The organism is Streptomyces sp. NPDC046900, assembly GCF_040644975.1.
In the GTDB taxonomy this organism is placed as follows: Bacteria; Actinomycetota; Actinomycetes; order Streptomycetales; family Streptomycetaceae; genus Streptomyces.
The window spans coordinates 1-21258 of record NZ_JBEYXD010000113.1 but is presented as its reverse complement, the minus strand read 5'-3'; the positions used below and the strand labels follow the sequence as shown (position 1 = coordinate 21258).

Annotated in this window: 20 protein-coding genes and 6 pseudogenes; 11 read left to right on the top strand and 15 right to left on the bottom strand. The window is 67.8% G+C overall.

Annotated features, from left to right (window positions below):
* Positions 1-416: 416 nt before the first annotated feature.
* Positions 417-856, bottom strand: a pseudogene (locus tag ABZ904_RS45465) (WYL domain-containing protein).
* Between the two features lie 7 nt (positions 857-863).
* On the opposite strand from ABZ904_RS45465, the pseudogene ABZ904_RS45460 reads away from it, so the two are divergent.
* A pseudogene (locus ABZ904_RS45460) lies at positions 864-1216 on the top strand (ATP-binding protein); the annotation flags it as partial.
* Between the two features lie 966 nt (positions 1217-2182).
* Here the strand turns inward: ABZ904_RS45460 and ABZ904_RS45455 are convergent.
* The 8 genes and pseudogenes from ABZ904_RS45455 to ABZ904_RS45420 form a co-directional block, all read right to left on the bottom strand.
* Positions 2183-2771, bottom strand: a pseudogene (locus ABZ904_RS45455) (IS5 family transposase); the annotation flags it as partial.
* 252 nt (positions 2772-3023) lie between these two features.
* A complete protein-coding gene (locus ABZ904_RS45450) occupies positions 3024-5927 on the bottom strand; it encodes a glycoside hydrolase family 3 C-terminal domain-containing protein (protein WP_361003869.1) in 2904 nt (967 codons plus the stop codon).
* A gap of 40 nt (positions 5928-5967) precedes the next feature.
* Entirely contained in the window at positions 5968-6978 is a 1011-nt protein-coding gene (locus tag ABZ904_RS45445; protein WP_361003872.1) for a LacI family DNA-binding transcriptional regulator, read from the bottom strand.
* A 31-nt stretch (positions 6979-7009) separates the two neighbouring features.
* Positions 7010-9268 carry an alpha-xylosidase gene (gene yicI / locus ABZ904_RS45440; RefSeq protein ID WP_361003875.1) on the bottom strand — a complete coding sequence of 753 codons (2259 nt, stop codon included), beginning with the start codon at positions 9266-9268 and terminating at the stop codon, positions 7010-7012.
* A gap of 11 nt (positions 9269-9279) precedes the next feature.
* Complete coding sequence (locus tag ABZ904_RS45435; protein WP_361003878.1) at positions 9280-10101, bottom strand: carbohydrate ABC transporter permease; 822 nt, start codon at positions 10099-10101, stop codon at positions 9280-9282.
* Positions 10098-11066 (bottom strand): sugar ABC transporter permease, encoded by a 969-nt coding sequence (locus ABZ904_RS45430; RefSeq protein ID WP_361829999.1) that lies wholly within the window; start codon positions 11064-11066, stop codon positions 10098-10100. Before ABZ904_RS45430 ends, ABZ904_RS45435 begins: the two co-directional genes overlap by 4 nt.
* On the bottom strand, positions 11063-12355 hold the full coding sequence (locus tag ABZ904_RS45425; protein ID WP_361829997.1) for an extracellular solute-binding protein: 1293 nt from the start codon (positions 12353-12355) through the stop codon (positions 11063-11065). The genes ABZ904_RS45430 and ABZ904_RS45425 overlap by 4 nt, the downstream gene beginning before the upstream one ends.
* A 49-nt stretch (positions 12356-12404) precedes the next feature.
* Positions 12405-12790 (bottom strand): annotated as a pseudogene (locus ABZ904_RS45420) (hypothetical protein); the annotation flags it as partial.
* 6 nt (positions 12791-12796) lie between these two features.
* Between ABZ904_RS45420 and ABZ904_RS45415 the strand changes: the two are divergent.
* The 3 genes and pseudogenes from ABZ904_RS45415 to ABZ904_RS45405 form a co-directional block, all read left to right on the top strand.
* Positions 12797-13144 (top strand): annotated as a pseudogene (locus ABZ904_RS45415) (transposase); the annotation flags it as partial.
* A 60-nt stretch (positions 13145-13204) separates the two neighbouring features.
* On the top strand, positions 13205-13444 hold the full coding sequence (locus ABZ904_RS45410) for an integrase core domain-containing protein (protein WP_361003922.1): 240 nt from the start codon (positions 13205-13207) through the stop codon (positions 13442-13444).
* A gap of 31 nt (positions 13445-13475) precedes the next feature.
* Positions 13476-13763, top strand: coding sequence for a hypothetical protein (locus tag ABZ904_RS45405; protein ID WP_361003887.1), 288 nt, complete (start codon positions 13476-13478; stop codon positions 13761-13763).
* 2 nt (positions 13764-13765) lie between these two features.
* Here the strand turns inward: ABZ904_RS45405 and ABZ904_RS45400 are convergent, their stop codons facing one another.
* From ABZ904_RS45400 to ABZ904_RS45385, 4 genes and pseudogenes are all read right to left on the bottom strand, one after another.
* Positions 13766-14284, bottom strand: a complete 519-nt coding sequence (locus ABZ904_RS45400; protein WP_361003890.1) for a hypothetical protein — start codon at positions 14282-14284, stop codon at positions 13766-13768.
* A gap of 765 nt (positions 14285-15049) precedes the next feature.
* Positions 15050-15273, bottom strand: a pseudogene (locus ABZ904_RS45395) (muconolactone Delta-isomerase family protein); the annotation flags it as partial.
* 34 nt (positions 15274-15307) lie between these two features.
* Positions 15308-15625 carry a hypothetical protein gene (locus ABZ904_RS45390; RefSeq protein WP_361829995.1) on the bottom strand — a complete coding sequence of 106 codons (318 nt, stop codon included), beginning with the start codon at positions 15623-15625 and terminating at the stop codon, positions 15308-15310.
* Positions 15626-16312: 687 nt separating this feature from the next.
* The gene (locus tag ABZ904_RS45385; RefSeq protein ID WP_361003895.1) at positions 16313-16606 is read right to left on the bottom strand and encodes a hypothetical protein; all 294 of its coding nucleotides are present in this window, start codon (positions 16604-16606) and stop codon (positions 16313-16315) included.
* 96 nt (positions 16607-16702) lie between these two features.
* On the opposite strand from ABZ904_RS45385, the gene ABZ904_RS45380 reads away from it, so the two are divergent.
* The 3 genes from ABZ904_RS45380 to ABZ904_RS45370 all read left to right on the top strand — a co-directional run bounded on the left by ABZ904_RS45380 (position 16703) and on the right by ABZ904_RS45370 (position 17995).
* The gene (locus ABZ904_RS45380) at positions 16703-16924 is read left to right on the top strand and encodes a hypothetical protein (protein WP_361829993.1); all 222 of its coding nucleotides are present in this window, start codon (positions 16703-16705) and stop codon (positions 16922-16924) included.
* 106 nt (positions 16925-17030) lie between these two features.
* Positions 17031-17180, top strand: coding sequence for a hypothetical protein (locus ABZ904_RS45375; RefSeq protein ID WP_361003898.1), 150 nt, complete (start codon positions 17031-17033; stop codon positions 17178-17180).
* A 566-nt stretch (positions 17181-17746) separates the two neighbouring features.
* On the top strand, positions 17747-17995 hold the full coding sequence (locus ABZ904_RS45370) for a hypothetical protein (RefSeq protein ID WP_361003901.1): 249 nt from the start codon (positions 17747-17749) through the stop codon (positions 17993-17995).
* A 107-nt stretch (positions 17996-18102) separates the two neighbouring features.
* Here the strand turns inward: ABZ904_RS45370 and ABZ904_RS45365 are convergent, their stop codons facing one another.
* On the bottom strand, positions 18103-18351 hold the full coding sequence (locus tag ABZ904_RS45365; RefSeq protein WP_361003904.1) for a hypothetical protein: 249 nt from the start codon (positions 18349-18351) through the stop codon (positions 18103-18105).
* Between the two features lie 227 nt (positions 18352-18578).
* Between ABZ904_RS45365 and ABZ904_RS45360 the strand changes: the two genes are divergently transcribed.
* Both ABZ904_RS45360 and ABZ904_RS45355 read left to right on the top strand, forming a co-directional pair.
* Positions 18579-19163 carry an ANTAR domain-containing protein gene (locus ABZ904_RS45360; protein ID WP_361829990.1) on the top strand — a complete coding sequence of 195 codons (585 nt, stop codon included), beginning with the start codon at positions 18579-18581 and terminating at the stop codon, positions 19161-19163.
* Positions 19051-19311: an ANTAR domain-containing protein gene (locus ABZ904_RS45355; protein ID WP_361830004.1), complete on the top strand. Its 261-nt coding sequence runs from the start codon at positions 19051-19053 to the stop codon at positions 19309-19311. The genes ABZ904_RS45360 and ABZ904_RS45355 overlap by 113 nt, the downstream gene beginning before the upstream one ends.
* Here the strand turns inward: ABZ904_RS45355 and ABZ904_RS45350 are convergent.
* Entirely contained in the window at positions 19235-19528 is a 294-nt protein-coding gene (locus tag ABZ904_RS45350; protein WP_361830002.1) for a DUF6233 domain-containing protein, read from the bottom strand. The genes ABZ904_RS45355 and ABZ904_RS45350 overlap by 77 nt on opposite strands.
* Positions 19529-19888: 360 nt before the next feature.
* Between ABZ904_RS45350 and ABZ904_RS45345 the strand changes: the two genes are divergently transcribed.
* Positions 19889-20449: a hemerythrin domain-containing protein gene (locus ABZ904_RS45345; protein ID WP_361003910.1), complete on the top strand. Its 561-nt coding sequence runs from the start codon at positions 19889-19891 to the stop codon at positions 20447-20449.
* Between the two features lie 229 nt (positions 20450-20678).
* Entirely contained in the window at positions 20679-21155 is a 477-nt protein-coding gene (locus tag ABZ904_RS45340) for a hypothetical protein (protein WP_361829988.1), read from the top strand.
* Positions 21156-21258 lie beyond the last annotated feature (103 nt).

Genomic DNA, 21258 nt, shown 5'->3' with positions numbered 1-21258 from the left:
CCAACTCCCCGGCCCATTCCCCCTGCATGCCTACAAGACTGGCCCCGACTCCACCGAGCCGGGGCCAGAACCCGAGATTTTCAGCAGTCTTCTAGATGAGTGATTCCCAATGCTGACGGTGCGTCGGGTCGTGGCTGAGTGCTCCACTTGGCAGATGAGCGCCTGAGTTGGCGAGACCGAGCGAGAGGCGGCGGGCAAGGGCGGCGTGCCTGAGCCGCAGGACCGCCCGAATACCGCTCTCGGTCTGCCTGAGGAGGTACCGCCTTTCCGACGCTGGCCACGCGCTCCGGCGGCGATGCGAAAGAAGGCGTGACGTACTGAACCCGCGCAGGGCGGTGCGCCTCGTCCGGGTGCAGAGAGGGTGCCGGCGTTTCCCGACGCCGGCCGTCCGGACGGCACGCACGGCGAAATCACCTTCAGTCGTAGATCGTAGCCATTGTCCGTGCCGATGCGGCGATGCGCTCTCGAAGCCCCGAGGGTGCGAGCACCTCCACCTCCGGGCCCAGTCGCAGCAGCTCTGCCTCCGTGTGGGCGAGGCTCTCGATGGGGATGACAGCCCGGCGCCGGCCGCCGGGCTCGAGCTTTCCCTGGTTCACGCCATCGAGCACCGCCTGCGCCGCGACGTCCTGGAGGCGGGTGATGCCGACCGGCCAGATGCGTATCTCCGCTTCGCCTTGCCATAGCCGCTCCTGCACCGCGCCGTATGGGCCTGCCAGTGACGAGCCAGGTCGAAAGGGACCGGTGGGTCGTACACCCCTTCCAGCGGCTCCAGGTCAAGGATCTGCCCGATCCGGTAGGTGCGGAGGTCATCGCCGGCACGGGCGACGGCGTACCAGCACCGGCTCTTCTCGCACATCACCATGACCAAGTTGGTCAACGAACTCGTCGAAGCCGCCGACGAGAAGCAGCTGACCAAGACATCGCCCGCTACTGCCGAGTCAATCTCCTCTGCAGCGACGAACTCGGCTACATGGAACTCGACCGCCGCGGCGCCGAACTCCTCTTCCAGGTCCTGACCGAACGCGAGGAGAAGAACAGCGTCGCCATCGCCTCGAACGAGTCGCTCTCCGGCTGGACCAGGACGTTCACCGACCCCCGTCTCTGCGCGGCCATCGTCGACCGACTCACGCTCGGCGGCAACATCATCGAGACCGGAACTCACTCCTACCACCTCGCCACCACCCGAGCCCGAGCCGAACAGCAGAGTTCGGGTTGACTCCAACGTGGGCAGCCCGGTCAGCAGCAGTCTGGGACATGGTCAGCGACAGTCGTTGAGCCAGTCGCCCGGGAGCAGGTCACGAACGCGGTCGAGGTCTTCTGCCGTTCGGCCGCGAGCCAGGATGGCCGCGCCGTCGTCATCGCGCAGGAGGACGTCTTGGCCCAGGAACCACCGTGTCTCCTCGCCGACGGGGTATGCCGGGAACGGCAGTCGGAAGGAGTTCGTCTCCAGCAGTTCAAGACTGTCGTCATCCGGGTCGAGGAAGTCGCAGAGCTCTTCATCGGCCTGCAGGGACTCCGACAAGATGATCTCGACGAAGCAAAGGGACAGACGCTCCAGCCAGTCCTCCCACCGCTCGGCGCTCTTGTCGGTGAGGTCAAGCCGGATGAGCACTGCAGGATCGTCATCCTGGAGGCTGTTGAGAAGGACGCCCCAGGAGGCGGCCCCCTGGTTCTCGTGACGGAAGACCAGGGCCTCCTTGGCGTCATCGACATACAGCTCTGCAGGGCCGAGCAGCACATCGTGGTTGCTGGTGAGATCCCGCCGGCGTCCGAACAGCAGATACGCCTCGCGCAACGCCGTCGGCAGTCGAAGACCGAGCCTCTCCTCGGCAGCATCGAGATCGGCTTCCGTCCATCCGTCATCGTGTCCCAGTGCGGCGCCGACCCAGTGGGCGGCAAAGCCCTGGATGAAGTTCCATGCACCACTGCGGTCTTCGACGCCTCTGGCGAGCGACGCGGCAAGATCGAACCCTTGTTTCATGTCAGCACGATATCCGTCCCGCTCATCAGCCCCTTCGCACCCCAACACGCCGACCAGGTGTTCCTGGAATCCGGCAACATCCTGGGCCCGCTTGATCAACCCCTGTTGCCCGAACTCGGCATCATTCGTTCTCATCTCACACCAACGAAGCCAGCGGGGCGGGCGTCCGCCTCGGCTGCCGCGGTGGGCCCGGTTGCGCTTCTGGTCGGCCCGCTCGGGATTGGTGTGGACGATGCCGCGCCGCCGCAGCCAGGTGCGCATCGCGCGGGAGCTGTAGCCCTTGTCGCCCAGCACATGAGCGGGCCGCAGCCGGGGCCGTCCCGGCCCGAGGCGGGGCACCCGGATCGCCTCCATCACGGCGGTGAACTGCGTGCAGTCGTTCGTGTTGCCGGCCGTCAGCACGAAGCCGAGCGGACGCCCCAGGGCATCGCAGGGCCAGGTGGATATTGCTGGTCAGGCCGCCCCGGGAGCGTCCGAGTGTGGGGATGCGGAGCCCCCTTTTTCGGGCTCCGACGGCATGCTGGTGGGCGCGTACGACGGTGGAGTCGACCGACACCAGCCAGTCGATCTCGCCCGCCGCGTCCGCCCGGGCCTGGGCGGCCCGGAGCATCCGCTCGAAGGTGCCGTCCAGGGCCCACCGGCGAAAGCGGGTATGCAGCGTGTGCCAGGAGCCGTACCGCTCCGGCACGTCCCGCCAGGCCGTGCCCGTCCGGAACTTCCACACGATCCCGTTGAGCACGGTTCGGTCGTCCGGCCGCTTCCGTCCGCGCAAGGACCGGGCCAGAAACAGGCGGAGGAACTCCCACTCCACATCGGACGGTTCATGGCGACGTATCACCTGACCATGATCCACCACTCAAGATCAATTGAAGACACGCCCTAGGAGAGGGGGACACCGCGGCAGCCGGTTGACCCGGGCAGTGGGATCGAGCAGTGCGGGACGGCCGGTTCCTGCTTCCTCGATGTGAACCTGTGTGCCGCGTACCGGCTCGGGCGGGCCTGGGGCCTCGGCTGAGCCGGTACGCGATCGACACCGTGCCCGTCAGCGCAGGCTGAACGTCGACAGGCGAAGGCCGCCGCTCAGGACCAGGTACACGTCCCAGCGGCCCTTCGCCACGGCCGCCAGGGGGGTCGTCACCGTCTCGTACGTGTACGGCGACGACGTGCCGTCGAAGTGCGCCGTACCGGCCAACGTGCCGGTGGGAGAGCCGAGGCGCACCTCCAGCGTGCCGGAGGCTCCCGCCAGATGGGTGCTCAGCGTCGACGCGCCCGAGCCGAGCCGCGTGTCCGCGAACTTCAGCCACGCCCCGTCGGCCGTCGCGGCCACCGCCGTTCCGCGCGCCTTCGACTCGTCCACCAGGCTGATCGCGTCGTAGTCGTCGAAGTTCTCGGCGCGGGTCACCTTCGACAGATCACGGGGCGGGATCGTCTCGCCCCCGACCGTCAACGACGTACGCGCGCGGACGTCCGCCGACGACGCGCCCACCATCACGTCGTACGTCGCTTTCTCCACCACCCACTTCGAGCGGGTGACGTCCCAGTGCGCCAGGTCCGAAGTCCGCAGCTTCAGCCGTACCGTCCTCGTCTCGCCCGGCTTCAGCGGCACCCGCGCGTACGCTTTGAGCTGCTTCAGCGGCTGCTTGTCGCGCGACACCCGCTGATGGACGTACAGCTGCACGACCTCATCGCCCGCCCGTGTGCCCGTGTTCGTCACCGACACCTCGTACCCGTCGTCGACCCGCTTTAGCTCGCCGTAGCGGAAGCTTGTGTACGACAGTCCGAACCCGAACGGGTACAGCGGCTGCCCCTTGAAATACTCGTACGTGCGGTCGGCCTTGATGATGTCGTAGTCCAGGATGGACGGGAGGTCGGACTCCGACCTGTACCAGGTCTGCGTCAAGCGGCCCGCCGGGTTGGCGTCGCCGTAGAGCACATCGGCCAGTGCGTTGCCCGTCTCCTGGCCCGCGTGCGTGGTCCACAGCAGAGCCGGGACTTCCTTCTGCAGAGAGCCGAGAGTCGTGGGGTAGCTGTTCTCGACGACCACCACCGTCCGAGGGTTGGCCCGGTGGACCGCCTTGACCAGAGCCTCCTGCGACGGGGCAAGCCCCATGTCCGTGCGGTCGTGTGCCTCGCGCCCGTTGATCGAGGGCATCGATCCCACGACCACCACCGCCGTGTCCTTGCCCTTGACTGCGGCGACCGCCTCGTCGAGGCCATCGCGCACGACGTCCTTCGTGTAGTGCGCGGCCTTGTCCTTGTCGACCAGGCCGAGCGTGCCGTCGTCGCCGGTCGGGCCGAGGTAGACCGGATTAGACCACCAGGACTCGCCGGTCTCGTAGCCCGCGTACCGCAGCAGGTACGTCCCGTCGTCCTGCCGCTCCAGCTTGAACTGCTGCTGCACGAACCAGCCGTTCGGCTGTGTCTGGTCGTTGACGAAGTTCGACCAGTTGTAGCCGACGTACTGTCCGTTGGCGGCCGAGCGAAGTGTGACGACGCCCGATCCCCAGTCGAACACGTCGAACTGAGAACCCGGCCCCGAGTCGGGGGTCTCCTTCAGGGCGGCGCCGGCGTCGCCTGTCCCCGCCGTGACGTACTTCCCGGTCGCCGTGTCCTTCAGCGCGATCCGGTCCACGCCCTCGCTGCTCGCCACGGAGGTGCCGAGCTTCGACGCGATGCCGTCCCTGGGCGTCACCGCGTACGGGAGAGTGCCGGAGTACCAGTCCGTGTACAGGGTGTCGGCCAGCGGGCCGACCACGGCCGCGCTGCCGGACTTCCGCAGCGGCAGCGCGCCGTCGTTCTTCAGCAGTACCGCAGCCTCGGTGGCCGCCTCGCGCGCCAGCTTCCGGTGGGCCGGGCTGTCGATGACGGACGCGTCGATGGATCCGTACGTGCCGCCGCCCGGGTCGAACTCGCCGAGCCGGACGCGGACGCTCAGTACATGCCCCACGGCCTCGTCGACGTCCGACTTCTTCAACAGGCCCGTGGACAATGCCGACTTGATCGCGGCCGTCGTCGGCCCGGAGTCCGTGTCGTTGTCCGTGAAGCTGTCGATGCCCGCTTTCAGGGCGGCGGCGTCCGCCTCGGCCTGCGTGCCGTAGTACTTCTGGCTGCCGACCAGATTGCCCGGCGCAAAGGCGTCGGTGACGTTCAGCAGGTCCTGCGAGGTCCAGGTGCGCACGGTGTCGTCCAGGGCGGGGTTGACCGTGTCCGGGCGGCCGTTGACGAGGTTGTACGACGACATCACCCCGGTGGCCGCGTCCGCCTCGATCGCCGGCTTGAAGGCCTGCTCGTCGTACTCCTTCAGCACGCGTGGGCGCAGTTCGGAGGACGTGGTGTCGCGCTGGATCTCGTTGTTGTTGGCGAGGAAGTGCTTCAGCGTCGGAGCTGTCTTCAGGTGGTTCGGGTCGCCGCCGGTCAGGCCGGTGCCGTATGCCGTGGAGATCGAGCCGGTGAGGTAGGGGTCCTCGGAGTACCCTTCCTCGTTGCGGCCCCAGCGCGGGTCGCGCAGCGGGTTCACCACGGGCGCCCACAGGTTGAGGCCCCAGCCGGCCGGGCGTTGCTGCTGGAAGCCGCGCACCTCGTCGCCGACCGCCGAGCCGACCTGCCGGATCAGCGCCGGGTCCCAGGTGGAGGCGAGCCCGATCGCCTGCGGGAACACGGTCGCTTTGCCGAGCCAGGCCACGCCGTGCAGGGCCTCGGTGCCGGTGCGGAACGCCTGGATGCCGAGGCGCGGGATCGCCGGCTCGTACTGATGCAGGAGGGAAATCTTCTCGTCGAGTGTCAGACGGGAGAGCAGGTCGTCGACGCGCTTGTCGACGGGGAGGTTCGGGTTGCGGAAGGGGTACGTGGGACCGTCCGCGCCGGCCGGGACGGCGGCCGAGAGGCCGGCTACGAGGGCGAGCGCGACGACGAGCGTGGTTCTCCTTCTTCTCTTGCCTTTCTGCATGTCACGGCTCCTTCGGTGAGTGCCTTGCACATGAGGAACTTCAGGGCGCTTTGCGCGGCGCCGTGCTCGCGCGTTCCGTCAGCCGGGGCGGCAGGAGCGTTGCCTCGGGTACGGCCGTGCCGTCCAGCTTCTTCATCAGCAGCTCCACGGCCCGCGCGCCCAGCTCGGCAGACGGCAGGGCGACCGAGGTGACGGGGACGCGGAGGGACTCGGCGAGTTCGTCGGGGCAGATGGCGGTGATGGACAGGTCGCCGGGGACCCGCAGACCGAGCTGCTCGAAGGCGTCGATCAGCGGCTCCAGAACCGCCTCGTTGTGCACGACGACCCCGGTCAACTCCGGCTGTCGGAACAGCAGTTGCTCGGCGACCCGGCGGGCGGCGGCGGGCGAGGCCTCGCACGGGTGGATGGACGAGGTGAGTCCGTTGCGGTCGGCGGCGGCCGTGAACCCCTGCACCACCCGCTGGGCGAACGCCGTCTCCCGCACATAGACCTCGGGCGGCGACCCGACCAGCGCGACGACCCGGTGCCCGAGTCCGGCCAGCCGATCCACGCACCGCTCACCCGCCGCCTTGAAGTCGAGGTCGATACAGGTCAGGCCCGCCGGGTCCTGGGGGAACCCGATCATCACGGAGGGCCGGTCCAGGGTGCGCAGCAGCGGCAGCCTAGGGTCGTGGAGTTGTACGTCCATGACGATCAACGCGTCCACGAGCGCGGTGTCCGCGACCCTGCGCAGCCCTTCCTCGCCCTCCTCCTGGGTGAGCAGCAGCACGTCATGGTCGTGCGTCCGTGCCGTGGTCACCACCGACACCGCGAACTGCATCACCACCGGGACGTGGATCCCGGACCGCAGCGGGATCACCAGCGCCAGCACGTTCGACCTGCTGCTGGCCAGCGCCCGGGCGCCGGCGTGCGGGCGGTAGCCCAGCTCGCGGATGGACACCTCGATGCGCTGCCGGGTCTCCTCGGAGATCGGGCGCTTGCCGCTCAGGGCGTACGAGACGGTGCTGGGGGAGACACCCGCGTGCCGCGCCACGTCCGTGATCTTCACCATGGTCAGTCCAGCTCCAGTGGGGGAGGAAACATCACTCCGACTCCAACTCCAGCGACACGAATCCGGTGCCCGCAGCCGCCCGCGCGATCCGCTCCCCGGCGGCCAGAGCCCAGGGAGTCGCTGGATCACTGCTGGAGGCCCGCAGCGTGTCCCCCTCCCGGACGACGGTGAAGGTCACGTCCCCCACCGGCACCGTCACCCGCGCCCCGCGCTCGAGGCCGTAGGCGCACAGGGTGACCCCGTCGGCGTACGGATAATCGGGCCGGTCGTCCACCGCGCCCACCGGGATCACCGCACCCGGTCTGACCAGCAGCGGAACGCTGGAGAACCCGTGTCGCTCGCGCACCCAGCGCGGCCCGGTCACCCTCTGCCCGCTCAGGTAGTGGGTCCAGGTGCCCTCGGGCACGTAGTACGAGATGTCCCCGTCGTCGCTGAAGACCGGCGCGACCAGCAGATCGGGACCGAGCATGTACTGCCGCTCCAGATGCGCGCAGCCGGGGTCGTCCGGGAACTCCAGCACCATCGCCCGCATCATCGGCACACCCTCCGCGTGAGCGGTGCGGGCGACCTTGTACAGGTACGGCATGAGCCGCAGCTTCAGCCGGGTGAAGAGCCTCAGGACGTCCACGGCCTCCTCGTCGAACAGCCACGGCACCCGGTACGACGACGAGCCGTGCAGCCTGCTGTGCGAGGACAGCAACCCGAAGGCGAGCCACCGCTTGAACAACGCCGCGGACGGGGTGCCCTCGAAGCCCCCGATGTCATGGCTCCAGAACCCGAAACCAGACATACCGAGGCTGAGGCCGCCGCGCAGCGACTCGGCCATCGACTCGTACGTGGCCTCGCAGTCACCGCCCCAGTGCACCGGGAAGCCCTGGCTCCCGGCCGTGGCCGAGCGCGCGAACACGACAGCCTCCTGCTCGCCGCGGTGCTTGCGCAGTACCTCGAAGACGGTGCGGTTGTAGAGGTACGTGTAGTAGTTGTGCATCCGCTCGGGGTCCGAGCCGTCCGCGTACGCCACGTCGACCGGGATCCGCTCGCCGAAGTCGGTCTTGAAGCAGTCGACGCCCTGCGCGAGCAGTGCCTCCAGCTTGGAGGCGTACCAGTCGCGGGCGGCCGGGCTGGTGAAGTCGACGAGCGCCATGCCGGGCTGCCACAGGTCCCACTGCCACACACTCCCGTCGGGCTTTTTGAGCAGATGGCCCAGGGCCTTGCCCTCGGCGAAGAGCGGCGAGCGCTGCGCGATGTACGGATTGATCCAGACGCAGATGTGCAGGCCCTTGTCCTTCAGCCGGGCCAGCATGCCCTCCGGATCGGGGAAGACCCGCGGATCCCACTGGAAGTCGCACCAGTTGAACTCCCGCATCCAGAAGCAGTCGAAGTGGAAGACCGAGAGCGGAAGTTCGCGCTCCTTCATGCCGTCGATGAAGGAGGTGACGGTGGCCTCGTCGTAGGAGGTGGTGAAGGACGTCGACAGCCACAGGCCGAAGGACCAGGCGGGCGGGAGCGCCGGGCGGCCGGTGAGGGCCGTGTACTTGCGCAGGATGTCCTTCGGGGTGGGGCCGTAGATGACGTAGTACGTCAACTGCTGGCTCTCCACGCTGAACTGGACCCGGGACACCGCCTCCGAGCCGACCTCGAACGACACTTTGCCCGGGTGATCGACGAAGACGCCGTAGCCCGCGTCAGTCAGGAAGAAGGGGACGTTCTTGTAGGCCTGTTCGGTCGCCGTGCCGCCGTCCGCGTTCCACATGTCGACGACCTGACCGTTCTTGACAAGCGGCCCGAATCGCTCGCCGAGGCCGTACACCGAGGTACCGACGCGAAGATCCAGTTGCTCGCGCAGGTAGTGGGCACCGGTCGCGTCGCGCATGATGCCCATGCCCTTGCGACCGCTGGTGGTGAGAATGCGGCCGTGGGCGAGGAAGTCGACGTGCCAGGGGCCGGAGCGGGCGACGCGCACGGACAGGGCGCCGGCGGTGACTGTGGCGTGCTCGTCGTCGTACTCCACCTGCGGCGTGAAGTCGTCCTCCCGCCGCACTTCGAACCGCGGCCCCCGGGGCTGCTCGCCCTCGAAGTGCGTGAAGGTGACGCCGATGACGTCCGGCGTCGGTGCGTGTGCGCTGATCGTCACGACCGGTCCCTTCAGCAGGTCGCCGCGGTGGCGGATGGGCTGGGTCGGCGCGTGGATCTCCAGGGCCCCCGGAGAGGCGGTGACGTCCAGGACCTCGACCGGGTGGGCCGCGGTGACGCCTTCGCGGAGCAGCCAGTAGCCGTCGGTGAACTTCAAGCGCGTGCCCCCTACTTGACGGCACCCACGGCGATGCCGCGGGTGAGAGTCCGCTGGAAGACGAGGAAGAAGACGATGGCCGGCAGGACGCCGAGCAGGGCCGCCGCGTTGGTCATCGTGGCGTCCATCAGGCGCTGACCCTGGAGGACGCCGAGCGCCACCGACACCGTCTGGTTGTCGTTGGAGATCAGCATGACCAGGGGGAGCAGGAACTCGTTCCACGTCCAGACGAAGAAGAAGACGAGCAGCACGCCGATGGTCGGGCGGCTGACCGGGACCACGATCCGCCACAACACCTGCCACTTGTTCGCCCCGTCGATCCGGGCCGCCTCGATGATCTCGCGCGGGAACTGTCCGAGGACCGAGGACAGCAGATACGTGCCGAAGGCGGCCTGGACGACGGTGAAGACGATCACGACGCTGAGCCGGGTGTCGTACAGGCCCGCCTGCTTGCACAGGTAGTAGATCGGATAGACGAGCGCCTCCTGCGGCAGCATGTTGGCGAGCACGAAGAAGGCGAGCACCCAGGTGCGGCCCTTGACGCGGCCGATGCCGATCGCGTAGGCGTTGAGCACGGACAGGACCGCGGCCAGGACCGCCACCGAGCCGCTGATCAGGACGGAGTTGAAGAGCTTTTGGCCATAGTCGACACGCGACCAGAAGTCCTTCAGACCATCCAGGTAGAGGCCCTTGGGGAGACTGAGGGGGCCGTGCTGGGAGTACTCGGCGGGGGACTTCACCGCGTTGACCGCGACGATGAGGAACGGCAGGACCATGAAGGCCGCGCCGATGCAGAGCGCGATGAGGACCGGGTAACGGCGTACGGTAATCATGTGCGGACCCCCTCCTCGGCGTCCTCGGCGCGGGCCTGGAGCTTCAGTCCGACCAGGGCCAGGACGAGGATGATCACGGTGAGGACGGTGGAGACGGCGGCGCCGTACCCGACTTGGGTCTTCTCGAAGAACGTGGTGAAGGAGAAGTAGGAGGGGACGTCGGTGGCGCCGCCCGGCCCACCCTTGGTCAGGACGTAGACGGCCCCGAAGACCTTCAGCGCGGCGATCGTGCACCACAGCAGCACGACGTAGATCTCGGGTCTGATCTGCGGCAGCGTGATGTGCCAGAAGCGGCGCCACCAGCCGGCGCCGTCCAGCTCCGCCGCCTCGTACAGCTGCGGGTCGACGCGCTGGAGCCCCGCCATGAAGACGACGAGGGGGAAGCCGATCTGCACCCACACCATCACACCCATGACGGTGTAGAGGGCGATGTCCGGGTCGCCGAGCCAGTCCTGTTGCAGGGAGCCGAGACCGACCGCCTTCAGCAGCGCATTCAGGGCGCCGTTGTCGGGGGCGAGGATCCAGCTCCAGACGATGCCGGCGACCGCGATGGGCAGCACCTGCGGGAGGTAGAAGCAGGCGCGCAGGACGGCCGCCGTCCTGCTGCCGAAGTGCTTGCCTATGTAGTCGAACAGGGCGGCGGCGAGGACGAGTCCGAGCATCGTCGGTACGACGGCCATGGCGACGACCATGAACAGGCTGTGCCGGAACGACACCCAGAACTCCGAGTCGTCCACCAGCTCGCGATAGTTGGCGAGCCCGGTCCACTTCGGCGAGCCGACCCCGCTCCAGTCCGTGAAGCTCACGCCCGTGTTCATCAGGAACGGGACGACGATCACGGCGAGGAAGGCGAGGATGCCAGGGAGCAGGAAGAGGGCGTACGACGTGCGCGGGCGGGGGCGGCGCGGGCCGACGTGCTGGTGCTTGCCGACGGCCCGCGCACCCCGTTCGACGATGATCGTCATTGCTTCGGCGCGCCCTTGTCATACGCCTTCTGCACGTTGCTCAGATAGGCGTCCGGCTTCTCGCTGCCCGTGATCAGCTTCTGTGTCTCAGAGACGAGGACGTCGTAGAAGCCGGCGACCGGCCAGTCCGGATAGAAGGCCAAGCCGTCACGTCCGGAGAGCGTGTTGAAGTCGGCGATGAGATTCTTTGCCTGCGGGTCGGTGACGGCTGCCGCGTCGGCCGCGACGGGCACGCCGCCCTTGTTGCCGAGCAGGTTCTGGATCTTCCTCGACATGGTGATGTCGATGAAGTCGTAGGCCAGGTCCTTGTTCTTGGCGCCCTTGGGGACGACCCAGAGGTTACCGCCCGAGCCGAGGGTCAGGTTGGAACCCGGCCACAGCATGGTGCCCCAGTCGAACTTGTTCTCCGCCTTGAAGCGGCCGTACCACCAGCTGCCGCTGAACAGGATCGGGTTCTTGCCCTGGATGAAGGCGACCCCCGCGTCCTCGGCCTTGGAGCCGCTGGACGTCTTGCTGATGTAGCCCTTCTTCACCCAGTCGGCGAAGGTGGTCGCGCCGTAGGTCCAGGCCGCATCGTGGAAGTCGGTCTTACCCTTGTACAGCTCGTACGAGTCGACCCAGGAGCGGTCGGCCTTCGACAGCGCCAGCTGGTACAGGTACTGCTGGGCCACGTACTCGGCGCCGGCGTTGGCGAGCGGGGTGATGCCCTTGGCGACGAACTTGTCCATGGCCGCGGTGAGGTCGTCGAACGTCTTCGGCTCGGCGATGCCGTACTTCTTGAAGAGGTCCTTGTTGTAGAAGACCATGGTGTATTCGGCGTAATTGGGCACTCCGTACCACTTTCCGGAGCCCATGACCCCGTTGGCGTCGTACTGACTGGTGGTCTTCACCCCCGCGCTGAGCTTCTTGTCCCAGCCGCGCTTGGTGACCTCGGCGGTCAGATCGGTGAGGAGCCCCTGCTTGGACAGCAGTCCAGCCGTCGCGTTGCCCTTGTTGTACTCCATGATGTCGGGCGCGTCCGAGGAGTTGAGGACCATCGGCGCGGTCTTCTGGATCTGCTCGAAGCCCTTCTCCTCGAACTTCACCTTCACGCCCGGGTGTTTCGCCTCGAACTCCTTGATGGCCTCGTTCCAGGCGACACCCATCGCGCTGTTCGGGGCTTCGTAGTGCCACAGCTTGAGTGTCTTGCCGTCAGAGGCACCGCTGTCCGAGCCACCGCAGGAGGCCAGGAGCAGGGAGCCGGTGAGGACCGTCGCCGTCGCCACCACACGCCTTCGTGCCGTCAACATCCACTGCCTCCAAGGGAGTCGGATGGGTAACTGAGGTGTCACGCAGCGTTCATCGAATCGTTTCGATGCGTGACGTCGAAGCGCTTCGACGGTGGAAGGTAGGTGGGGGCTGTGAGCGCGTCAATGGGTGCGCGAAAACCAGCGGAGATTCGTGGCGTTCGCCCAACCCGAGCATCGTCGACGACGGGCGTGGACGGCGTGGCCGGTCGCGATCAGCAGGGGCCAGGGCCGCGGCGGTCGTTGGCCCGGTGAAGCCGACGGTCGGTGAAGGGTGTTCCGCTGCCCAGCCGCCGGTGGCGGAGCCGCAGGCGATGCAGCCCATCAGGCCAGTGGCGGCGACGGTCATGCCCTCGTTCAGCCGGCCCTCCGGGGTGCGCTGCCGGACAGGGTCATCGCGGTGATCATCGTGGGGGCCGTCGCCATGCCCGCGAGGAGCTGTACGGCTCGAAGATCCACTTGGTCACCGAGCGGACCGGTCTGCCCCTGTCCGTCGGCATCTCCGGCGCGAACCTGCGCGACGGCCAGGCCCTCATCCCGCTGGTGAAGGGCATACCGCCGATCCGCTCCTGATGTGGACGCCGACGACGCAGACCGGGAGAGTTCCACGCCGACAAGGGATACGACTACGACCACCTGCGGCGGTGGTTACGCAAGCGGGGCATCACACATCGCATTGCCCGCAAGGGCATCGAGTCCTCGACCCGCCTGGGCCGGCACCGTTGGACCGTAGAACGCGCGATGTCCTGGCTTGCCGGATGCCGACGCCTGCACCGCCGCCACCGCCGTCGGCGCCCGGGTGGTGCCCATCCTGCCGGGCGCACCGCGGATGACGCGATCGCCGAGCGCTGGGTGGGATCCTGCAGGCGCGAGGCCACCGACCGCATCCTGATCACCGGAGAGCGGCACCTGCACCTCGTCGTCGACGAGTACGTCGACCACCACAACGAACATCGGCCTCACCGATCACTCGGACAGCGATGCCCCGACGGAGTCGGCGCGCCCGAACCGCCCGCCGTCGATGCCTCACCGCGTGTCATCCGGCGCCACCGCCTTGGCGGCCTCATCCACCAGTACGCGCAGGTCGCATAGGGTGACGGGATTGTCGGCACGCACAGGGAGCATGGCCCACGATGTACAGGACTTCGGCCCTATGGGCACCCCGGAGCTGCCCGCGGCCGTCGCTGCGCTCGTCGCGTCCAACACCCTCGGCGAGGACGAGAGTGGCACTCGGTGGGTATCCCGGGCATTCACCGCCGCCCCGGCCGATCTGTTGGGCACCGGCTGGGCTGGTACCGCGATCCGCGGGTCCGTGATGATTCTTCGGGCCGCGCTTGCCGAGCTGGACGAGTCCCCCGCCGCGGTGGGCGAGCCCAGCCCGACCGAGCCCGGCGGAACCTTCTCCGCCTGACTTCAGCGAATGCCGAGGGCGGCGCGGGCGATCAGGAGGGCGCTGCGCGCCGCGGAGGGGAACACGCCGGGGTTTTCGCGGGTGTCGTCGCAGCGGCTCAGGGTCTCCGCACGCTGCGCCGTGCCGCCGTGGCGTTCGAGGAGCGTCGCTTGGACGGTGAGGAAGTTCGCGACTGCCGCATTCAAGGGGCTGCCGCCGGCGAGCCGTTCGACGGCCGTGCGGATCTCGGCGACCTCGCGGCGGATGCGGGCCGCGGTAGCTTCGGCCCGAGCCACCTCGGCGGCGGAAGCCGCACGTTCGTTGCCCGCCCAGTCGACATGCGGGGCCAAAGCCGCCGCGGCGGGCTCGTCCGCGACGAGCGGCCCGCCCCCGGCGACGGTCTCGCCCGTGCCCTGATTGACTACGAGGCCGCGCGGACTCATCGTGGGCAGCACGTCGGCGAGTCGGGCCGGAATCTCGGCCGTCGTCAGCGGCGGCAGGTCAGCGTCCGTGGGGCGCTGTGGAGTCGGCTGATCGCTCATGCCGCCGACCTTACTGCGCGCAGCGGTACACAACCGGCATATCCTCAGTCGTGTAGCCATAAGACGTCGCTTCTTATGGCGGGATTGACGCTTGGCTGATGGTCTGCGGGGGAGTGTCAGTTGGGCATCGTCATCTGAGTGTCAGTGGCGCAGGCTCAGTGACCTGGTGGTTGGCACTGACGGATGGTGCTCACCTGTTGCTGACATGAGTGACGAAAGGCCATGTCATTCTGACGCCGACCGCTACCGGCGGAGTGTGCGCTGGTCAGAGCCGCGAGTTCCATGCTGTGGAGGTGGGCTCCGTCCGGTCGGCGGCGTGCAACGCCGCGGTACTCGTACGTTTCGGAGCGGGGGCGGCTGTGTCCCCACGAAGGCGGTGCGTGAGTGGGTTGGTCGTGCGGCCCCCTCGTGGGTCTTTCTTCAGCACAGGCGGCCGCACGTGAGTATGGCGTCGAACCCTGCGCGACAAGCACGGCCTCGAGGACGAGTGACGGCATGGCCGCCGCCCTTTCGACCAGGGCGTCAGTGCTGGTCAGCGCCCTGGAGGGGGTACAGCGATCCGTCGCCCGTGACGTCTTCGCGTACCCGCACGAGGTCGCCGGCAGCCTGTTTCCTGTCGACCGTCGCCCTCTTTGCCGACACAGACCGTCACGTTCATTGGCCCCGGCTTCCTGGGTTCGTCGGCCGCGTCGACTTCGCCCGGCTCGGCCTGCACCTTCCCTGCGATGGCACCGCCGTCGCCCTCGCGTGGAAGCCGACCGGTGGTCAGGAGGGTCGGCAGGGGTCGTTGGGGTGGAGTTCGAGCGCGGTCACGGTGACGGTCATCCGCGGGGCGCAGCGGAAGGGTGCCGAGGACCTTGTCGTGGAGTTCGTGCTCGTCGGTGGCGCGCCAGATGCCGACTGCGGAGTTCTCCGACGGGGCGCCACAGGCCAGTCAGGTGGCCGGTGGCGGCCAGTTTGTGGGCGCGGGCGGCTTCGGCGGCGCGGCGGCAGCTGGCGCTCTGCAACGGCCCAGGATATGCCCTACGGCCTGACGCCTGCCTCGGGCTTCTCCCTCCGCCCGCTGCGCAGCAGCCAGGTGGCGCCGCCGACGGCGAGGGCGACCGGCCAATCCAGAGCTCCCGCCACCGCCAGCGCTCCAAGTCCTCCGTAAAACGCCAGGTCTTCGGCGGGCGGGGTACCGGGCAGCCGTGCCGTCGCCGCTCGGGCCGCGCTCGTCATCTCCTCCTTGCTGAGATAAGGAATCGGCACCGAAGGATGCAGGGTGCGCATGTGCAGGTGCATACCGTGGCCGTTGACCGCATGCGTCTCCTGTTGCGGGTACTCAGATGCCTTGCCCATCACACTCCTCCTTCCGTCGAATGCGATGTGCCCTTTCATTGTCGCGCGCCTCTTGGGGCATATGAGGTGGAAACGATTGCGCTGGAAACTCGGAAGGAAGCGGGAAGTCCGCGCATTCGCAGTGTGTGTGCCGGGCACAGGACCCGACGCGAAGTGACGCTGCGGGATCCGGACCTGCTGGTTGAGAAGGATCAGAGCCGAGTCTTCCGAGATCCGTCTCGGATCGGGTGGGGGCCGGCCAGGGCGATACGGGCCAGGAAAGGTACTGCATGCGGTGACGCGGAATATCGGGTGCCCTGATGAAAGATGTTGCCGAACAAGGACGTCAAGGCACCCTCGCGAGCGGCTCGTCATGACCACACAACGTGGTGAGGTGTCCGGGGACGTCTTGCGCCCTTCCGTACGCGTGGCCCAGCTCGGCCCAATCCACCTCATCCAGGCCTTCCAGGAGGCTGCGTCCAATGTTGATCACCGACCGACTGTCGCACACTTCACTGACAGCGAGCCGGGCGGAAGTCCATGGCTGGCCGGCCCCTGCGAACATTTTCCGCCCCTCTCCTCCCCAAACCCGGAAAAGTTCGCGACGTCACCCTCACGGACAGGGGGTCCACCCTACGCATCCTTTGATCCATCTACGCTCGCCCCCGGGCCGGTATCCCGCCGGTGCGCGAATCCGGTCGCGATGGATCACTCTCCGTCGGCGCCGGGCTGGATCTCCACCATGAAGGCCGCGTCCCTGGGGCCGGCGCCTTCTTCGTCCGCCCACACGATCACGCGCACGTGCTGCTGGACGATGCCGTTCACCTTCCACTCGGTGAGCAGGTCCGTGACGACGAGGGCGGCGACGTACCTGGCGTCCTGCCCGGAGGCGTCGGTGGTGACCACTCCCCGCGACCGGTGGGAGTGGGAGCCGTAGGGGTGCCAGCCCTGCGAGCCGTGCGGCTCCTCCACGCGGTACACCCAGACTCTCTCGGTGCCCATGGCACTGATCCTGCCACCGGGGCTGCTGACCGCCACGCGGCGCCCGGGTGTGGGTCAGCGCCCCCCGCCCTTTCTTGGGGATATCTCGTCCAGGTCATGGTGCCGCAGCTCGCCGTGGTGCTCGGATTCGTCGCCTTTCTCGTCGCGCTTGCGGTCCGGTTCCGCCAGGGTCGCTACCGGGCGTGGTCGTACTGGCTCGCCGTCGCCATGGTCGGCATAGCGGCGCCGATGGCCACGGGCAGGATGTTCTCCACGTTCAGCTCCCCCCGACGTACAGCGATGCCAGGCTACAAAGGCCGTCGGAGGCGCCGCACTTGATGAGCGCACTCGTATGCCAAGGGTTCGGTGATCCGAGATCGCTCAGAGCCAGGGCCTCGACGAAATCTGGCAACGAGCCTCCGACCGCGACGAGGTGGATCTGAGCATGCTCACGCCCCGCCTCCGATCGCTAGCCTTCGATCTCGTCAGCGCCGAACTCGCCCGCGCACACCAGACCCTTCCCCGCGCCGCGATCGAGGAGATCCTCGACACCATCGTCCTGCCCCTCGTCGTCGACCGAAGGCATCGATCGTGACCATCGCGCGTGGCGGCAGGCCGATCCTGCAGAACCGTGACCTGATTGCGGCCGCCCACCAGCAGCTCGACGTCGCCTCCTCACAGCACCTGGGCCGACACCGGGGGAGCGGCGGGCTGAGCTCGCGATCCAGCGGAAGCTGGATGGGATCGCGACGGCGCTCCTGGAGCAGGACGAGGGAAAGGAGCGCAAGGCGCAGCAGGCCCTTCGGCGGGCCATCCGCGTGGAAGACGAAGGCTGGCCCGAGGAGCGGACCGCGAAAGCGGGTGCATCATCCGCCTAGCCCGCGGTGACGTGAGAGCGAGTGGCCGAGCCCATGACCTGCTCGAGGACTGGCAGGGGCGGGCCTGACCGGTCCGGTCGGGCGCAGGGTGTTTGAACAGGCCACCGACCAGCATGAACAGACCTTGATACTGCCAGCGGCCACGACTTGATCAAGACCAGGGCGGTGTCGGCATCACCCGCCGGGCGCGTGACGATCACCGGCATCATCGGCCAGGTGAGCGTGCCTGTCTCAGACCACGCCCCGGAATGCGGTCGGGCTTCCGCTGGGAGAGGCTGAGCTCATGGTCGAGCGTCCCGTGATCGTGGAGGCGCCCTGCGGATCTGGCGGCCGCCGCGTACGCATCGATGACGAGATCCTGGCCACGGCGTATTCCCTGCGCGACTTGACGGTGTTCCTCCAAGACGCCGAGCTGGTGGGCGGGGATGAGGTGGACGTGGCCGAATCGGACCTCATCGAGTGGTTCGGCGGTGGTCCGGAAGTCTGGCCGCGCCAGGGCGGTGGGCCGGACTGCTGGGCGGCGCCGGGCTAGCCCACCCCCCTGTGAGGCTGTGCGAGGCGACGGCCCGCACAGCAGGGAGATCAAGGTTGCGGCTTGCCGGTATATCCGTTGCTCGCACTCACTGCCCGTGCCGCCCGTCAAGCGACGGTGAGGCCGGAGGCCCGCAGCAACTCGGGTGTCACCGTGGATGGGTTTCCGCTTGTCACCCATCGAAAGTGGGCCACCATCATGACGTCATCGACGCTCTCTCGCACGAATCCGTTTACGATGCTCAGGCCGCCCGCGCGTTCGCGCACCACGACCTCGCCTGGTTCCACCTCGTCGGCAATCTGCTGGAAGTGCCACGTGTCGGGACACCCCGAGAACTTGTAGACCCAATGACCCATGCCTGACCTCCTGCCGAGAACAAATGAAGGCCCAGCCGGTAGGTGAGTCACGAGGGTTACGAAGTCACCCAAACGATTCAAAAGTCTCGCGTATCGAAAATAGCTATCTTACGTGCTGTACAAGGGTCGAATTCGGGTCGACGGTAAAGATTGCCTAGGGGGAAGGTAGATCCATGCAGGTCGGGTAGCTGTACCGAGACCCCCGCCCCCTTCGACCGGGTGCCCTCATGGCGTTCTTCGCGATCTCCAGGCTCCACCCCCTAGAACCGCTGTCCGCCACCGACCTCGCGATGGAATATGAGCGGCTGGGGGAGGAGAATGAGCAGCTCCAGCGGGCCGTAACCTCGCATGCCATCGTCGATCAGGCCATAGGCGCCCTCGTCGTTCTCGGGCGAATACCACCTGAAGAGGCCTGGCGAGCCCTGCGAGACGTCTCCCAGCGCACCAACACGAAACTGCGCGTCGTTGCCGAAGACGTGCTCAAGTTCGCTCAAGGCGGCACCCTGCCAAACGTCGAACTGGACGAACTGCCTCCAGTGACCTTTAGCGTGAGGGTGAAAGAAGAGAGTGCGGGCGGAAACGAGACTGGACAGACGTACCAGGAACGAATGCGTGCTCCCATGTCTCGGAGACAACGTGGACAACTCGCACAAGCTCCCTGGTGCGGTTCAGGAGCCGGAGAGCCACCCCGCCGAGGAGATCGAGCAGCTACAGGCCAAGGTTGCCCAGCTGGAGCGTGCGGTGTATTCCCACGCCGTCATCGACCAGGCGATCGGCGTCGTTGTCGCCGTTGGACGTCTGACGCCGGCTGATGCGTGGGACTTGCTCCGCGAAACGTCCATGTGTACCAACACCAAACTGCGGCATGTGGCCGAGCTGGTCGTCACTTTGGGTGTGACCGGCAACCTTGTAGCAGACATTCGCGAGGATCTGGCCCGTAGACTGAGCGGCTCGGACTGATCTCCCCCTCCGGCTCAGTGCGGGATCCCAGCTCGGTTTCCGGGCGGCAGAATGCGCACGGTCCGAAGTTCGGATCCGTGAGTACGACGCGCGCCTCGTGGTCGCCGATCGGGCGCGTAGTGGCCACGCCTACCCAGTCCGGCACGGGACCCTCCTCAGGGGAAGTGCGCGATGCCGAGGACACCAGCACAACGATCACGACGACGATCGCCGCCATGAACCAGGGGCCCGCGGTCTTCGCCGGTGCCTTGGGCTTCGCTCCGCGGGGCCGGTCCTCCTCCAGCGTTGGGTGGGCCGGACGGTCGCCCTGGTAGAACTCATCGTCGCCCCGGTGATCGGCCATCACAGCTTCGAGATCTGCTTCCCCGCTGTTCCAGGCCGGGTTCCCCGTCCGGGCCCGGGAATCGGGGTCATTGCCGTCCAGTGCCGCCGTGGGCGTCTGCGATAGCCCGGTCGGCCTCCCGTTCGGGTGAGACGAATGCGCCGAGCCACCACTGCGTCTGCCGGGGCGGGGATCAGTTTCTTCCGGGGCGGGATGGACCGGCCCCGACACGAACGTCAGAGAGGTGGATGCACGATGGGGCATGGCGGGAATGTGATCGAGGAATTGATGGCCGACCACCGGGAGGTCGAAGAGATCTTCGGCCGAATCCAGTCCATGACGGGCCAAGGCCAGGAGCTGCGTGATCTCGTGGACGAGGTCACCATTGAGCTGGTGCGGCACTCGGTCGCCGAGGAGCAGTACCTGTACCCGGCGGTGCGCGAGCACGTCGAGGGCGGTGACCGAATCGCGGACAAGGAGATCCGGGACCACAGCCGTATCGAGAACCTTCTCAAGCAGTTGGAGAAGACGAACGCCGACGATGCCGAGATGAGGCCACTGCTGCAACAGCTCATGGAAGAGGTATCCACTCACGTCGAGGACGAGGAGAACAACCTCTTCCCGATGCTGCGCCAGGCCTGTTCCTCCGAGATGCTTGGTGATCTCGGGGAGAAGGTCCGACGGGCCAAGGCCATGGCTCCGACGCGCCCGCACCCTGCCGCCCCCGACACGCCGCCTGCGAACAAGCTCCTTGCGCCGGGCGCGGGCCTGGTCGACCGGGCCCGTGACTTCGTTACCGGCCGCGGCAAGTCCTGACTGGCCTTTCCTTATCCCGCCGGGCAGTGGTCGGGTGGGCATCGGGGCCGGGCGGCAGCTGTGTCCGGCCCCGGTCCCACCGGAAACGAGCCGTGACGCGGGTCATGCAGCCTGTCCGGGGCAGCCGCCTACACTGGGCCGGCAACAGCGGGGCAGCGCGGCTCCGTGAAACAGCTCGCGGGACCGTTCAGTCGGGTAGGGCGAGCACGCTCCAAAGGGATCGATCGCCGTGTCCACCGATCTGGCATCCGTCATAGCCGCCTCCACCCGCTGGCTCCTGGCGGCCTTCCCGGCATCCGCAGGCGCGCTCAGCCGGGCGCTGGCCGAGGCTCAGGCCCGGCAGGCCGTCACGCTCGCCGCGGTCCTGCGCTACCCCACCGACATGGACGTGCAGCTGCTCCACCTCCTCGGCCCCAGTGGGACCACCCGGCTTGACTGGGCCAGCGGGTGCGACCGGCGCCCGGAGGACGTCACCTGGCAGACCTGGGTCGACGAGGCCGTCGTCAGCTGGGCAGCGTGCCTTCTGGCCGACCCCGCCCTGGCTCGAACAGCGCTCACCGCGACCGAGCACCACACCGAAGTCGGCGGCCTCGAACGCCTGACCAATCCGAGCGGCCGAGACGCCGAGGCAGCCGCCCTGCTTCGCCACCCCGACCTGCTCGAAGACATCGCTGCACTGCACCGCCCCAGCTCGTCGAGCTGCTGAACGTGGGGGGCGTCTCGCGGCCGTGATGCCGCCGCCTGACCTGGTGGGGATACCTGGGCCCGCTACTCGTTGGGCCGCGCTGCGCTGATGTCGCCGAGCGCCG